At 45.9% G+C, this 16,188-nt stretch carries 10 protein-coding genes and 1 pseudogene; 8 read left to right on the forward strand and 3 right to left on the reverse strand.

From position 1 onward, the window contains the following. Positions 1-8: 8 nt before the first annotated feature. The 4 genes from BHV83_RS17210 (at position 9) to BHV83_RS17225 (ending at position 9,086) form a co-directional block, all read left to right on the forward strand. Positions 9-3,125, forward strand: coding sequence for an efflux RND transporter permease subunit (locus BHV83_RS17210; protein WP_195292705.1), 3,117 nt, complete (start codon positions 9-11; stop codon positions 3,123-3,125). Then, positions 3,122-4,303 carry a TolC family protein gene (locus BHV83_RS17215; protein ID WP_022321485.1) on the forward strand — a complete coding sequence of 394 codons (1,182 nt, stop codon included), beginning with the start codon at positions 3,122-3,124 and terminating at the stop codon, positions 4,301-4,303. The genes BHV83_RS17210 and BHV83_RS17215 overlap by 4 nt, the downstream gene beginning before the upstream one ends. A 169-nt stretch (positions 4,304-4,472) precedes the next feature. Continuing rightward, entirely contained in the window at positions 4,473-6,782 is a 2,310-nt protein-coding gene (locus BHV83_RS17220; RefSeq protein WP_022321484.1) for a GH92 family glycosyl hydrolase, read from the forward strand. Positions 6,783-6,848: 66 nt separating this feature from the next. Next, complete coding sequence (locus BHV83_RS17225) at positions 6,849-9,086, forward strand: GH92 family glycosyl hydrolase (protein ID WP_371746015.1); 2,238 nt, start codon at positions 6,849-6,851, stop codon at positions 9,084-9,086. A 144-nt stretch (positions 9,087-9,230) separates the two neighbouring features. On the opposite strand, the pseudogene BHV83_RS21855 reads toward BHV83_RS17225, so the two are convergent. After that, positions 9,231-9,332: pseudogene (locus tag BHV83_RS21855) on the reverse strand (ATP-binding protein); the annotation flags it as partial. A 202-nt stretch (positions 9,333-9,534) separates the two neighbouring features. Between BHV83_RS21855 and BHV83_RS17230 the strand changes: the two are divergent. Then, positions 9,535-10,077 (forward strand): UpxY family transcription antiterminator, encoded by a 543-nt coding sequence (locus tag BHV83_RS17230; RefSeq protein ID WP_046451932.1) that lies wholly within the window; start codon positions 9,535-9,537, stop codon positions 10,075-10,077. Between the two features lie 10 nt (positions 10,078-10,087). Here the strand turns inward: BHV83_RS17230 and BHV83_RS17235 are convergent, their stop codons facing one another. Together BHV83_RS17235 and BHV83_RS17240 are read right to left on the reverse strand one after the other, a co-directional pair. Further along, on the reverse strand, positions 10,088-11,611 hold the full coding sequence (locus BHV83_RS17235) for a cobyric acid synthase (RefSeq protein WP_195292703.1): 1,524 nt from the start codon (positions 11,609-11,611) through the stop codon (positions 10,088-10,090). Continuing rightward, positions 11,608-12,111, reverse strand: coding sequence for a GNAT family N-acetyltransferase (locus tag BHV83_RS17240; protein ID WP_005638787.1), 504 nt, complete (start codon positions 12,109-12,111; stop codon positions 11,608-11,610). The genes BHV83_RS17235 and BHV83_RS17240 overlap by 4 nt, the downstream gene beginning before the upstream one ends. A 745-nt stretch (positions 12,112-12,856) precedes the next feature. Here BHV83_RS17240 and BHV83_RS17245 point away from each other — a divergent pair. The 3 genes from BHV83_RS17245 (at position 12,857) to BHV83_RS17255 (ending at position 16,188) form a co-directional block, all read left to right on the forward strand. Continuing rightward, positions 12,857-13,447, forward strand: coding sequence for a hypothetical protein (locus tag BHV83_RS17245; protein WP_005638780.1), 591 nt, complete (start codon positions 12,857-12,859; stop codon positions 13,445-13,447). Position 13,448: 1 nt separating this feature from the next. Further along, positions 13,449-14,321, forward strand: coding sequence for a DUF2764 domain-containing protein (locus tag BHV83_RS17250; protein WP_046451935.1), 873 nt, complete (start codon positions 13,449-13,451; stop codon positions 14,319-14,321). Positions 14,322-14,430: 109 nt separating this feature from the next. Continuing rightward, positions 14,431-16,188 (forward strand): V-type ATP synthase subunit A, encoded by a 1,758-nt coding sequence (locus BHV83_RS17255; RefSeq protein WP_122116162.1) that lies wholly within the window; start codon positions 14,431-14,433, stop codon positions 16,186-16,188.

Consider the following 16,188-nt stretch of genomic DNA (forward strand, 5'->3'; position numbering starts at 1 on the left):
AAAAGATTATGCTGAATAAGATAATATATTACTCGCTGCATAACAGGTTGGTTGTATTGATCTGTTCCTTGCTGCTGATGATTGCCGGTACGTATACCGCTTTCCATACAGATGTGGATGTGTTCCCGGATTTGAATGCGCCGACCGTTGTCATTATGACGGAGGCAAACGGTATGGCGCCAGAAGAGGTAGAACGTCTGGTTACTTTTCCGGTAGAGACGGCTGTGAATGGTGCGATGGATGTGCGCCGTGTCCGTTCGTCTTCTACGACGGGTTTTTCTGTCGTGTGGGTTGAATTCGATTGGGGAACGGATATTTACCGGGCTCGCCAGATCGTTTCCGAAAAGTTGGCTGTCGTCAGTGAGAGCCTGCCGGAGAATGTCGGGAAACCGACGCTGGGCCCGCAGTCTTCCATTTTAGGGGAAATGATGATTATCGGGCTGACGGCTGATGATAGTAAGAGTGGTTCACGAATCGCCCCTACAACCCAAATGGACCTGCGTACGATTGCCGACTGGACCATCCGTCCGCGATTACTCTCGACGGGAGGAGTGGCACAGGTTGCCGTGATCGGTGGCGATATCAAGGAGTACCAGATATTGCTTGATCCCGCCCGCATGAAGCACTATGGTGTAAGCTTGGGTGAAGTTCTGGCCGTTACCCGCAACATGAACCGGAATGCCAATGGTGGTGTCCTTTATGAATATGATAATGAATACATCATCAGGGGTGTTCTTTCTACTGCGAATGCCGAGGAGATCGGAAAGGGAGTTGTCAAGATTGTCGGAGATTTCCCCGTTTTATTGGAAAATATCGCAACAGTGAAGATTGGCAGCAAGAGTCCGAAGCTTGGAACTGCTTCCGAACGGGCGAAACCTGCCGTGTTGATTACGGTCACGAAACAGCCGAACACCAGTACGATCGACTTGACGGAAAAGTTAGACGCGATTATGGCGGACTTGCAGAAGAACCTGCCTGCTGATGTGCACGTTTCGACCGACATATTCCGTCAGAGCCGCTTTATTGACAGCTCTATTGATAATGTGAAGAACAGTCTGTTCGAAGGCAGTTTCTTTGTTGTTATTGTTCTGTTCCTGTTCCTGATGAATATCCGTACAACGGTGATTTCGCTGGTTGCCTTGCCTCTTTCCTTGTTAGTTTCCATACTGACATTGCATTATATGGGATTGACTATTAATACCATGAGTTTGGGAGGAATGGCGATTGCTATCGGTTCGTTGGTCGATGATGCGATTGTTGATGTGGAGAATGTATATAAACGGATACGGGAAAATCATTTGTTGCCTTCCGATCAGCAACGTTCCATTTTGGAAGTCGTGTTCGATGCATCTCGCGAAGTACGTATGCCGATTTTGAATTCGACGCTCATTATTGTGGTCAGCTTCGTGCCCCTTTTCTTCCTGAGCGGGATGGAAGGGCGTATGCTGGTGCCGCTGGGGATCGCCTTTATTGTTGCGCTGTTTGCCTCTACGGTCGTGGCGTTGACATTGACCCCCGTGTTGTGCAGCTACCTGTTGAACCGGAAGTCTACAGACAAGAAAGTAGAGAAGGAGGCATGGGTGGCCCGCAAGTTGAAAGAATTGTATGGCAAAGCCTTGAATGGAGCATTGGCACATAAAAATATGGTGTTAGGGTGTACGATTGGCCTGTTTCTTGTTGCATTGGGAATGTTCTTTACGCTGGGACGTAGCTTCCTGCCGCCATTTAACGAAGGTTCGTTTACGATCAATGTAAGCTCTCTTCCGGGCATTTCCCTCGAAGAATCGGATGAGATGGGACGACGGGCAGAAGAATTGCTGATGCAGGTTCCCGAAATCCAGACTGTTGCCCGCAAGACCGGACGTGCCGAGCTTGACGAGCATGCTTTAGGGGTAAACGTATCGGAAATCGAAGCTCCGTTTGTCTTGAAAGACCGTAGCCGCGATGCGGTTATGAATGATGTCCGTGAGAAATTGTCTACCATCAGTGGAGCTAACATCGAAATAGGACAGCCTATTTCTCATCGTATCGACGCCATGCTCTCCGGTACGGAGGCGAATATCGCAATCAAATTGTTCGGTACGGACTTGAATCTGATGTTTACGGTCGGTAACCAGATCAAGGAGGCTATACAAGGAATCCCCGGTCTGGTGGACTTGAAAGTGGAACAACAGATCGAGCGTCCGCAGCTTACCATTACACCGAAGCGTGAGTTGATGGCACAATATGGCATCACGTTGCCGGAGTTTGAGGAGTATGTCAATGTCATGCTGGGGGGCGAAGCTGTCAGCCAGGTGTATGACAATGGCAAGACATTTGACCTGACGGTAAAGACTTCGGATGAAAGCCGTGCCACAATGGAGGATATCCGTAATCTGATGATCGATGCGGGTGGTAAGAAAGTCCCGTTGAGCTATGTCGCCGAAATCCGTTCCGTGACAGGTCCGAACACGATCAATCGCGAGAATGTGCAGCGTAAGATCGTGATCAGTGGTAATGTTTCCGAGCGCGACCTCCGCAGCATCGTCAATGAGATACAGCAGAAGATAGATGCTTCCATCCAGTTGCCTGAAGGCTATCATATCGAATATGGCGGGCAGTTCGAGAGTGAACAGGCTGCCAGCCGTACGTTACTGCTTACTTCGTTGATGTCTCTGTTGGTGATCTTCCTGTTGCTCTATAATGAGTTTAAGAATGCGAAAGAGAGCGGGGTTATTCTGTTGAACCTACCGTTGGCGTTGATCGGGGGCGTGTTTATCTTGAAGCTGACTTCCGGCGAGGTGAGTATTCCGGCTATTATCGGTTTCATTTCCCTGTTCGGTATTGCCACTCGTAACGGTATGTTGCTGATCAGCCATTACACGCATCTTCGGACTGTAGAGAATGTACCGTTGAAACAAGCCGTCCTGCAAGGTTCTATGGACCGTTTGAATCCTATCCTGATGACGGCGCTCAGTTCGGCTCTCGCGTTAATCCCGCTTGCGCTGAACGGCGATTTGCCAGGCAACGAGATACAAAGTCCGATGGCGACCGTTATCTTAGGAGGTCTGCTGACATCCACTTTCCTGAACGGCTTCATCATCCCGATTGTTTATTTATTAATGAATAAAGAAGATAAAGAATGAAACGATTCATATTAACAATAGCATTGCTTTCTTCTGCATTGGTGGCCGGGGCGCAAACTTCCATCGAGGAAGTGCTCCGGAGTGTAGAGACCAATAACAAGGAATTGCAGGCAAACCGTCAGATGGTGACGGCACAAAAGTTGGAAGCCAAACTGGACAACAACCTGCCTGATCCTACCGTTACTTATTCCCATTTGTATGGAAACAAAGAGGGAATGGGATTCACCGGTGAATTAGTCGCTTCGCAATCATTTGACTTCCCGTCTTTATATATGCAACGGAACAAGCTCTCCAAGCAGAAGGGCGAAAACTACGACCGACAGGGCGAAGAAGTGCGCCAGCAGATTTTGTTGCAAGCCAAAGAAGCTTGCCTGGACTTGATCTTTCTGAATCAGCAAAAGAACCTGCTGGATATCCGTCGGAAAAGCGCCGAACAGCTTGCCGCACTCTATCAGCAACGCTTGGAACAGGGTGATGCCAATATTTTGGAAACGAACAAGATCGAACTTGAACTTTTGAACGTCCGTAACGAGGTACGCATGAACGAAGCGGCCCGTGTGAATAAACAGCGGGAACTAGAAATGCTGAACGGGGGGATTTCTATTCAGTTGACTGATACGGCTTACGAGGTTGTGGAGCTTCCGCTCTCGTTTGCCGACCTGCGCCAGGAAATCTTGGAGAATGATCGGCGTCTGTTGTCTTTGCAAAGTGCGAAGGCCGTATCATCGAGACAAATCAGTGTCAACAAGACGATGGGGCTGCCTTCGTTTGAGTTGGGTTACCGTATGAACCCATCTTCGGGTGGCGAACGTTTCAATGGCTTTTTGGTCGGCATCAGTATTCCTCTTTTCTCAAACCGCAACAATGTGAAACAGGCGAAAGCACAGAACCTTTACACCGATTTGCAACTGGAAAGCACGATGACGGCGGTAGAGAATGAATTGCTCCAACTCTATAACCAGTCGGTAGCCTTGAAGACTTCCATCGACGAGTATGGCGAAGTGCTGGAGAGCCAGAATAACCTGGCGTTGTTGAATAAGGCGATCCAAGCGGGACAAATCTCGATGATCGAATATTTTGTAGACGTCACCACGCTCTATCAGAGTATGCAGAATCATATGCAGTTGCAGAATGAATACCAGAAGGTGATGGCGCAACTGTATAAGTTCAAACTATAGAGTTGATATCAGGACTCATTAAAAAGCAGTTTTGATCAGAAGGGCGGTTGTTCATAGATGGGTAACCTCCCTTTTTATTGATTTTTGAGAAAAATTCACATTACTTGCTTTTACTTAAGGAGTTGTTTGACTTATCTTTGTAAGTAGAATATTAATCGTATAAATAAAAATGAAGAAAAAAAGTATATGGGCTTTTGCTCTTATTGCTATGCTAACCTGCCTGGGAAGGTCTGCCGTTGCGTCAGACGGTGCTTTTGACCCGGTAGAGTTTGTTAATCCTTTAATGGGGACGCAATCGTCGTTTGAGCTATCAACCGGTAACACCTATCCGGCTATAGCACGTCCTTGGGGTATGAATTTTTGGACCCCGCAAACCGGTAAGATGGGGGATGGATGGGGGTATACCTATACCGCCAATAAGATACGTGGCTTTAAACAAACCCATCAGCCAAGTCCCTGGATCAATGATTACGGGCAGTTTGCCATCATGCCGGTTGTCGGTATTCCTGAATTTGATCAGGATAGACGGGCCAGTTGGTTCTCTCATAAGAGTGAGATAGCAAAACCGTACTACTATGAAGTCTATCTGGCAGAGCATGATGTGAAAACCGAACTGACACCGACTGATCGTGCTGCCATGTTTCGTTTCACTTTCCCGGAAAACGAACATTCCTATGTCGTAGTGGATGCGTTTGACAAAGGTTCCTATATCAAAGTGATCCCTGAAGAAAACAAGGTTATCGGTTATACGACCAAGAATAGCGGTGGTGTACCGGATAATTTCAAAAACTATTTCGTTATCGAATTTGATAAACCTTTCACTTATGAAGCAACTTTTGCCGATGCAACTTTGAAGGAAGGTGTTCGTGAGCAACAATCCGACCATGTCGGTGCCGTTATCGGTTTTAAGACGACGAAAGGCGAGATTGTACATGCAAAGGTCGCTTCTTCGTTTATCAGTTTCGAACAAGCTTCGCTCAATCTGAAAGAGTTGGGTTCTGACAATTTTGACACATTGGTACAAAAAGGCAAAGATGTTTGGAATAAGGAGTTGAGTAAGATCGAAGTGGAAGGTGGCACTCTGGACCAGTATCGGACGTTCTATTCCTGCATGTACCGTTCGCTTCTGTTTCCCCGTAAGTTTTATGAAATAGACGCCTTAGGGAAAGTTGTACATTATAGTCCTTATAATGGAGAAGTATTGCCGGGCTATATGTTTACGGATACTGGTTTCTGGGATACTTTCCGTAGTCTGTTCCCGTTCCTGAACCTGATGTACCCGACCATGTCGAAAGAAATGCAGGAAGGTTTGATCAATGCTTATAAGGAAAGCGGTTTCTTCCCCGAATGGGCAAGTCCCGGACATCGTGGTTGTATGGTGGGCAACAATTCCGCTTCGGTTTTGGTGGATGCTTACGTCAAAGGTATAAAGGTGGATGATCTCGAAACATTGTACAAAGGTTTGATCCACGGAACGGAAAATGTACATCCGACGGTTTCTTCCACCGGCCGCTTAGGACATGAATATTACAACAAATTGGGCTATGTGCCTTATGATGTAAAGATTAACGAGAATGCTGCTCGTACGTTGGAATATGCCTATAATGATTGGTGTATCTACCAGATTGCAAAAGATCTGGGACGTCCCAAAAAAGAACTGGATTTGTATGCCAAACGTGCAATGAACTATAAAAACTTGTTTGATAAGGAGACCAAATTGATGCGCGGAAAGAATAAGGACGGCAACTTCATGACTCCTTTCTCGCCGTTGAAATGGGGAGATGCTTTTACAGAAGGGAATAGCTGGCATTATACATGGTCGGTTTTTCACGATCCGCAGGGATTGATCGATTTGATGGGGGGACGAAAAGAATTCATCACTATGCTGGATTCCGTATTTGCTGTTCCTCCCGTATTTGATGATAGTTATTATGGACAGGTTATCCATGAGATTCGTGAAATGCAGATTATGAATATGGGAAACTATGCACATGGCAACCAGCCGATCCAGCATATGATTTATCTGTACAATTATGCCGGTGAGCCTTGGAAAGCCCAATACTGGCTACGTCAGGTGATGGACCGTATGTACACTCCGACACCGGATGGCTATTGTGGTGACGAAGATAACGGACAGACTTCCGCCTGGTATGTATTCTCTGCTCTTGGCTTTTATCCGGTTGCTCCCGGAACGACACAATATGTATTGGGCGCACCTTTGTTTAAGAAAGCCACTTTGCATTTTGAAAATGGAAAGAGCTTGGTTGTCAATGCGCCGGAGAACAGCGACAAGAATATCTATATCGAGTCTATGTCTTTTAACGGAAAGAATTATACGAAAAACTATCTGGAACATTTCGAACTGCTGAAAGGCGGTGTCTTGGATATCAAAATGGGAGATGAGCCGAATATGAACAGAGGAGTGAGTCCGGAAGATTTTCCATATTCATTTTCAGTAAATGAAAAACAAAAGAAATAAACAATGGAGATACTAAAGAAAACAGGAAAATTTTTATTGGGCGTCGTGATCGGAGTTGCCATCATGATGTTTGCCGATAGGTATTATGTCAAAGGAAAACGGTTGATCGCCGATAACCTGCCGAAAGAACCGGTAGAATATGTTAACCCTTATATGGGGAACATCAGCCATCTGTTGGTGCCGACTTATCCGACCGTCCATCTGCCTAACAGTATGTTGCGTGTCTATCCCGAACGTGGTGATTTTACGGGAGACCGGTTGGGTGGGTTGCCTCTCATCGTGACAAGCCATCGAGGTAGTTCGGCTTTCAACCTGAGTCCTTATCAGGGTGATGAGGCGGGTCTGAAACCTGTTATCCAGTATAGTTACGATCGGGAAAAGATTGTCCCGTATCGATATCAGGTATATTTGGATGAGGCGAATATCGAGGTCGATTATGCTCCATCTCACCAGAGCGCGGTTTATAGCCTTACGTTCGAGAAAGACGGACCGGCTTATCTGGTGTTCAATAGTCGGAATGGAGAGTTGAAATGTGATGGAAACACTGTCAGTGGTTTTCAATATGTAGATAAGAAAACAAAGGTCTATTTATATGCCGAAACAGACAAGACACCGGAGAAATCCGGTGTCCTGACCAGTGGAACCGTGAAGTACGGTAAATCGTCTGTAGAGGGAAAAGATGCCGCCTTGGCATTGGCTTTCTCCGGTCAGAAAGAGATCGGTGTGCGCTATGGAATCTCTTTTATTAGCACAGAGCAAGCCCGGAAGAACCTGGAGCGTGAGATCAACTCATATGATGTAAGTGCAATCGCCCGGATCGGACGAAACGAATGGAACGATGCTTTAGGCAAGATACAGGTAAGTGGAGGAAGTGAAAACGACAAGACCGTTTTCTATACTTCCTTATACCGTTGTTATGAACGTCCGGTGAATCTGAGCGAAGACGGTAAATACTATAGTGCTTTTGATGGCAAGATACATGAAGACGGTGGCCATTCGTTCTATACCGACGACTGGATTTGGGATACCTATCGTGCTACCCATCCGCTTCGTATCCTGATCGATAAAGAACGTGAGACCGATATTATCAATTCATATCTCTTGATGGCCCAGCAGATGGGGACGAACTGGATGCCGACATTCCCTGAAGTGACCGGCGACTCCCGCCGTATGAACTCCAACCATGCCGTTGCCACTGTTATCGATGCTTGGCGGAAAGGTGTTCGCGGTTTCGATCTTGAAAAAGCATATGAAGCAGCCCGTAAGGGTATCGAAGAGAAAACGTTGATCCCCTGGTCGGCGGCTCCTTCCGGATGGTTGGATGAATTTTATAAGGAACATGGCTATATCCCGGCTTTGAAACCGGGTGAAAAAGAAACGGTGGCTGATGTCTCTCCGTGGGAAAAACGCCAACCGGTTGCCGTTACCTTAGGAACGGCTTATGACGAATGGTGTCTTTCTCAGATCGCGGCCGAACTGGGTAAGAAAGAGGATGCGGAATATTTCCTTGCCCGGTCTTATAACTACCGGAACCTCTTTAATCCGGAAACCCGTTTCTTCCATCCGAAGGATAAGGACGGTAAGTTTATCGAAGGTGTGGATTATCGGTATTCTGGTGGTTTGGGTGCTCGCGATTATTATGATGAAAATAATGGTTATATTTATCGTTGGGATGTACAACACAATATCGGCGACTTGGTTTCGCTTATCGGAGGAAACGAGGTCTTTACGGCTGCTCTCGATTCGATGTTTGATACTCCTTTAGGAATGTCCAAGTGGCAATTCTACTCGTTTTTGCCTGATCATACCGGCAATGTCGGAATGTTCTCGATGGCAAATGAACCGAGCCTGCATATCCCGTATCTGTATAATTATGCCGGACAACCTTGGAAGACGCAGAAACGCATCCGTGTCCTGCTTGACCAGTGGTTCCGTAACGACCTGATGGGAGTTCCGGGTGATGAAGACGGTGGCGGTATGTCTGCCTTCGTGGTGTTTAGTATGATGGGATTTTATCCGGTGACACCGGGATCTCCGACTTATAATATCGGTAGTCCGGTCTTTTCGGATGTGAAGATTGATCTCGGCGATGGTAACGTGTTCGAGATTGTAGCAGATGGTGCTACCCATGATAATAAATATGTGCAATCGGTCACGTTGAACGGCGAAGAGTTGAGTGGTCCTTGGTTTGACCATAGCCGGATTACTGCCGGCGGTGTCCTGTCTCTGAAGATGGGGCCGAAAGCAAATAAGAAATGGGGGATTGGAAATCCTCCGCCATCGGTGGGTCCGATGCAAAAGTAATGAAAAGCGGTGTGTCAAAATGTACTTGTCTCCGCTCCTACAGGGAGGCAAAAGAACAGGTCTTATCAATCAGATATTTATATGGTCTGTTTTATGTGATCCTATGTGGAGTACGGGAACAAGACTGTTTTGCACACCGCGTTTTTATTCGAGTGGTAGTGTGAACCAGAAAGTAGAACCGGAACCTTTTACAGAGTCGACCCCGATTGCCTCGTTCAAACTCTCGATGATGGTCCTACTGATCGTCTTCCGGAATATTCGGCTTTTGAAATATATTGATGTCGATATACATACATTCAGCATCAAAGAAATTCAGATAAGTCTTCTCTTGAATAGTGTGTATATTTGTTCGTACAGAGATAATTATTGATATTCAGGGAAAATAACAAGATTAATCCGGCTCGTTCGGGAATGGATAAAGGTTTATTGAATATGGGCCATTCCATGTATGAAAAATAGTCGTATATTTGTGTACGTTATGGAGAAAAAAGAACTTAAGATAAACGCCGATAAGACAAGTTGGTATGTGTTGTATACCGCTCCCAGGGCGGAAAAGCAGGTGAGGGACCGGATCGATGCGCTTGGAGTCGAGTGTTGGCTTCCGCTTCATCGTGCGCCCAGGGTTTGGTCTGACCGTGTCAAAATCGTGGAGTTGCCATTATTTAACTCTTATCTGTTTGTACGGTGTACCGACCCGGAGTTAAGAAATCTGACCCGAGTGTATGGCGTGGCCCGTATCGTCTATTACAATGGAAAACCGGCCGTTGTCCGCCAGAAGGAGATCGATGCCATTCAGGATTTTCTCGACCAAGCATCCGAACATGCTTTATGCCCCGGCGAAGAGGTCGAGATCCTTTGCGGAGCCATGAAACATGTTTCCGGAAAAGTAAAGAAGATTAAAAAGAATCATTTAGTTCTTTACCTTGAACAATTAGGGGCTACAGTCTGTGTCAAACTAGATGACGTTGCCAGGGTGGACCGGTTGAAATAATTGACAATTGTCAAACCAGTTGCCGATAGATATAATCCATATCGACATGTTTCCTGACTAAATTCGCCAACTTGTCGTATTGTTCTTCTTTGAATGCTGCATAGTCGAAAGGGTGGTCTGTTGTTTCTTTATCAAATCCTTCGGCCAGATTGTCCAGGACTTCCGGGTTATCCAGTATTCCGTGCATATAGCTGCCCCAGCATGTGTTATCCAGATAATAACCGTCCGTCCGTCCGTCGTCGAGGACGGCCACCGGACTTTCTGGAGCGTCGCCAAGCAGAGTTGTTCGTCCCATGTGTATCTCGTAGCCGCGACAGCCGTAGGAGATGGTTCGCGAACCGCCTTTACAGGAACCGTCCTTGCATAGCCCAGGCAGAAAGGCAAAGGTGCTTTGGCGAGTTATTTTTTCCGGTTCGATGATCGTACATTGCGGTAGCAGGCCCAGTCCGGGAACGGCGGGCAGGTTTCCTTCGATGGCTTTCGGGTCCTCGAGGCGTGCTCCCATCATTTGATACCCTCCACAGATGCCGATAACTTTTTTCCCGTTTTTATGGGCACGGATAATTGCATCGGCTATACCGCACGCTCGCAGGCTTTGAAGATCCGAAAGTGTATTTTTAGAGCCGGGAAGCAGGATGATATCTGCTTTTTCTATCTCGTCGATATTGTTCGTATAATAGGCATTGAAGCGAGGGTCCATATCCAATACGTCGAAGTCGGTGAAATTAGACATTCGTTTCAGCAAGATGATCGCCACGTTGATTTTTCCGTCCCGGTAAGTATTGTGTTTCATATCGAGGGCGACCGAATCTTCTTCTTCGATTTTGATATCGCGAAACCAAGGAATCACACCTACTACCGGCACACCGGTCAAGTCCTCGATAATCTTCCTGCCATCGTCAAAAAGAGATACATCTCCCCTGAATTTATTGATAATGATCCCTTTCATCAAAACTCTTTCTTCCGGCTTCAGAAGGGCGATTGTTCCGTAAACAGATCCGAAAACGCCGCCTCTGTCTATGTCGGCAACCAAAAAGGTGGCCGCTCCTGCCTGCTCGGCCATCCGCATATTGGTGATGTCTCGGTCGCGCAGGTTTAGTTCGGAAATGCTACCGGCCCCTTCCAGGACGATCGGGCTATAGCGACTTTCCAGGCGATGGAAGGCTTCAATCGCTTCTTTGAATAATACCTCTTTTTGGTTTTGCATACCGAAATAATCCTGTGCCGACATGTTTCCGACCGGCCGGCCGTTCAAGACGACTTGGGAGCTTTTATCATTCGTCGGTTTCAGCAACACCGGGTTCATATCCGTATGCGGGGCGATCCCACAGGCTTCGGCCTGTACCACCTGTGCACGTCCCATTTCTCCACCTTCAGGAGTGGAGTAGGAGTTGAGTGACATATTTTGCGCCTTGAATGGTGCCGGATGATATCCGTCTTGCTTGAATATACGGCAGAAAGCTGCATTGATAACGCTTTTGCCTGCATCGGAACAAGTCCCGACAAACATGATCGGTTTTAGGCGTACGTTCATTCCTTTACCTCCATTCTCATTATGTAATCGTTCATGTAATAGCCGTTCCCGATATGGAAATCACGGGTTGCATGTTCGTGAAATCCCATATGCTTATAGAAACCTACGGCTGGGTTGTGGCGGTTTACGTTCAGTTCTATCGTAAAAGGGCTCGGATGGATCGTTTTCAGGTAGGCTATTCCCTGTTCGATAATGAAACGCCCGATTCCCGAACCGTGTAGGGAAGGCAAAGAGTATATTTTTTGGAATTCATATAAATCCTTTTCTACGGTCTCGATAGACAAGTAGCCGGAAGGGACACCGTCGGCATAGATGATGAAGAACTGGTGATGAAGTTCGCTCATTTGCTTTTGAAGGCTTTCATTGCTGTACATCATCTCGAACATATAGTCGAGTTGTTCGCGGGAGAGGATGGAACCATAGGTCGGTTCCCAGATATTGGATGCCAGAGTCTGGATAAGGGGACAATCGGCAAGGGTTGCTTTTTCGATGGAAAACATATATTTTGGATTTACAATGAATGATAAAAAATTGTGACGCAAAGATAGAATGCGAATTGTCATTTCGATAGAAAAAAGACTGTTTTGAATAGATTTGGAACGTTAAAAAATATTACTTGCTATGCTTGCCGCTAAGAGCCTGTTTGAATTTAGCATTTGTTGGTTTTGAGAGTTGTATTGATGTTTTTCTGTAGGAGATGCCGTCTTTTTTCATGAAACACGTGACTTATTTTGCTTCAAACAGGCAGAAAAAGTGCCGAAGATTCCCGTTTACAGGCTTTTGACACCCGGATGTGAACGGTCTTGACACCCGAGTGTCAATGGGTTTATCTTATTATGTTATTGAAAATAAGTCATGTGAAGAAAAATATCGGACAGGCAGTTAATGACAGTATGATAGATGGAAAAGGCATCCATCATACCTACTATCATTGCTTTTGTCCTTTGATATTCAATTGATAAAAGGCGATTAGTGATAGTATGACAGTAGTTTTTCAAAATATATAAATATGATAGATATGGTCTGGTTCTGATATTTTTTAATTCAAACTTGGAAAAGTTTTGCGAAAAGGGTATTTTATCTGTTATCTATCACAAGCTGGTGGCGACCATCCCGACTAACCAGTGGTGTGAAAAATTGTATAATCGCAAATTTTTAGGATAGACTGAATGCTAATTCAAAGAAAAGAATAACTTTGTAGGCGTTTAATACTTACGTGGGAACAACTTAAAAAAATATATAGAAATGGATACAAAGATTCAGGAACTGACCGACAAAATCTACAAAGAAGGTGTAGAGAAAGGCAACGAAGAAGCAGGGCGAATCATTGCCGATGCAAATGCTCAGAAACAGGCTATTTTGACTGAGGCAGAAGCAGAAGCAAAGCGTATTGTGGCACAGGCTGAAAAGCAGGCCGCCGAGTTGAAAAAGAATACGGAAGCCGAGTTGAAGCTGTTTGCTACCCAATCTGTAGAAGCACTGAAGAGCGAAGTGGTAAATCTCATTACGGGAAAAATTACTTCCTCCAATGTGAAAGCGATCGTTTCTGATACTGCATTTATGCAGAAAGTGATTTTAGAAATGGCAAAGGAATGGGTTGTGAAGGAGGCGATTACGATCCGGACGGCCGATGCCGATGCTCTCACCAAATATTTTGAAGCCAATGCCAAAAGCCTCTTGGACGGAGGTGTGAAGATTGAAAAAGTGAGCGGCCATGATGCTTCTTTCACAATCGTCCCGGCTGACGGTTCGTATAAAGTAAGTTTCGGAGAAGACGAGTTTGTTGCTTTCTTCAAGGAATTCCTTCGTCCAGGATTGGTAGAAATGCTGTTCTGATATGGGTAAATATTATTGCTTAATCGCAGGACTCCCCAATATTGCGCTCGATGATAGTAAATTGACCTATTCCATCAGTCAATTCAGACAGGAATTGGACGGTATACTGACGAAGGCCGATAAGAAGTTGATCGATCTGTTCTTTCTCAAATTCGACAATAAGAACCTGATTGCTCATGCCAAACAACCGGATCGTGATCCGGATCCACGGGGACGTATAACGTATGATGAGTTTGATGCTCTTTACAAAGCGTTGAAGGAAGAAGAAAAGCCACCCAAGAATGACCGGATGCCTCCTTATTTCAAAGAGTTTTTCAAGCTTTATCTTGAAGCACAAGGCAAAGAAAACAAACAGGAAATTCCCTGGGAAGACCGTCTGGCAGCCCTCTATTATGCGTATGCCATGAAAAATGCGAATAAGTTCGTCAGCGATTGGTTCTGCTTAAACTTGAATATCAACAATATGTTGACCGCTATTACCTGCCGTAAACATGGTTTCGATAAAGCCGGGTATATCGTCGGAGATAATGAAGTAGCCCAGGCGCTTCGTACATCCAATGCCCGTGATTTCGGGTTGGGAGACACGGTGGATTATTTGCCTGATCTCTGGCGTATTGCTGAGGAAACGGATTTGATGGTTCGCGAGAAGAAAGTGGACCTTTTGAAGTGGGAATGGCTCGAAGAACATACATTCTTTAAGCCTTTCGATATAGAGAGTGTATTTGCTTATCTGCTGAAGTTGGAAATGATCGAACGCTGGGTGATGCTGGATAAGGCGACCGGTGAAAAGACTTTCCGTGAGATCGTCGGAGCGATGAAGAAAGGCAGCGAGCATGCCCTGGAAGAATTTGGAAAATTAAAAATGAAGAATTAAAAATTAAAAAATAAAAGAGTTAAGGATAAAGGAGTAAGGAATTTTCAAGGATTGAGTTCGACGCACAATCTTGATTTTTTAATTCTTAATTCTTAATTAATTAAACGTTATGGCTACGAAAGGAATTGTAAAAGGGATCGTCTCCAACCTTGTTACCGTAGAGGTGGATGGACCGGTTTCCCAAAATGAGATCTGTTACATTTCCGTAGGAGGCGTGAAGCTGATGGCGGAAGTTATTAAGGTAATAGGCAAGAATGCTTTTGTACAGGTATTTGAGAGCACTCGCGGTATGCGGGTGGGTGACGAAGCCGAGTTTGAAGGACATATGTTGGAGGTAACGTTGGGACCGGGTATGTTGTCACGCAACTACGATGGTTTGCAGAATGACCTCGATAAGATGGAAGGCGTTTTCCTCAGGCGTGGAGAATATACGTTCCCGTTGGATAATGATAAGTTGTGGGATTTCAAACCTCTTGCCAAAGTGGGTGATAAGGTGGCTGCTGGTGGCTGGTTGGGTGAAGTGGACGAAAATTTCCAGCCTCACAAGATCATGGTTCCTTTTACCTTCAAAGGAGAATATACGGTCAAGAGCCTGAAAGAAGCAGGACAATATACAATAGGAGAGGTGATAGCCGTCTTGACGGACGAAACCGGCAAAGATGTGGAGGTGACGATGATACAACGCTGGCCGGTAAAACGTGCCATCACCTGTTACAAAGAAAAACCACGTCCTTATAAGTTGCTCGAAACGGGTGTCCGTACGATCGATACGGTAAATCCGATCGTAGAAGGTGGTACAGGATTTATCCCCGGACCGTTCGGAACCGGAAAGACCGTGCTTCAGCACGCTATCTCCAAACAGGCTGAGGCAGATATCGTAATCATTGCCGCCTGCGGCGAACGTGCGAACGAGGTAGTGGAAATCTTTACCGAGTTCCCGGAACTAATCGACCCGCATACGGGCCGTAAGTTGATGGAGCGTACCATCATTATCGCGAATACGTCAAACATGCCTGTGGCTGCCCGTGAAGCATCCGTATATACGGCTATGACGATCGCCGAGTATTACAGGAGCATGGGATTGAAGGTGCTTTTAATGGCCGACTCGACTTCCCGTTGGGCACAGGCTTTGCGCGAGATGTCCAACCGCTTGGAAGAACTTCCCGGACCGGACGCGTTTCCGATGGACTTGTCTGCAATCGTGGCTAACTTCTATGCACGTGCCGGCTATGTACATTTGAATAATGGTGAAACGGGTTCCGTAACTTTCATCGGTACGGTATCGCCTGCCGGTGGTAACCTGAAAGAGCCTGTGACGGAAAATACGAAGAAAGTGGCCCGTTGTTTCTATGCTTTGGAACAGGAGCGTGCCGACCGTAAACGTTATCCGGCCGTGAATCCGATCGACAGTTATTCCAAGTATCTGGAATATCCCGAATTCCAGGAATATATTGCGGGTCATATCTCTCCGACCTGGATCGACAAGGTGAACGAGATCAAGACTCGTATGTTGCGCGGTAAGGAAATTTCCGAACAGATCAATATCCTCGGTGACGACGGCGTACCTGTAGAATATCACGTGATTTTCTGGAAATCGGAACTGATCGACTTCGTGATCCTGCAACAGGATGCATTCGATGCGATCGACGCGGTAACCCCTCTTGCGCGTCAGGAGTTTATGCTGAACAAGGTTGTGAAGATTTGTCATGCCGAGTTCAAGTTCAACACTTTCCTCGAAGTAATGGAATACTTTAAGAAGATGATCAACATCTTTAAGCAGATGAACTATTCCGAATATGAGAGCGAACAGTTCAAGAAGTTTAACGACCAACTTGACGCACTGATTGCAGAGCGCGAAGATAAATAA

Source organism: Parabacteroides sp. merdae-related_45_40 (assembly GCF_001915675.1).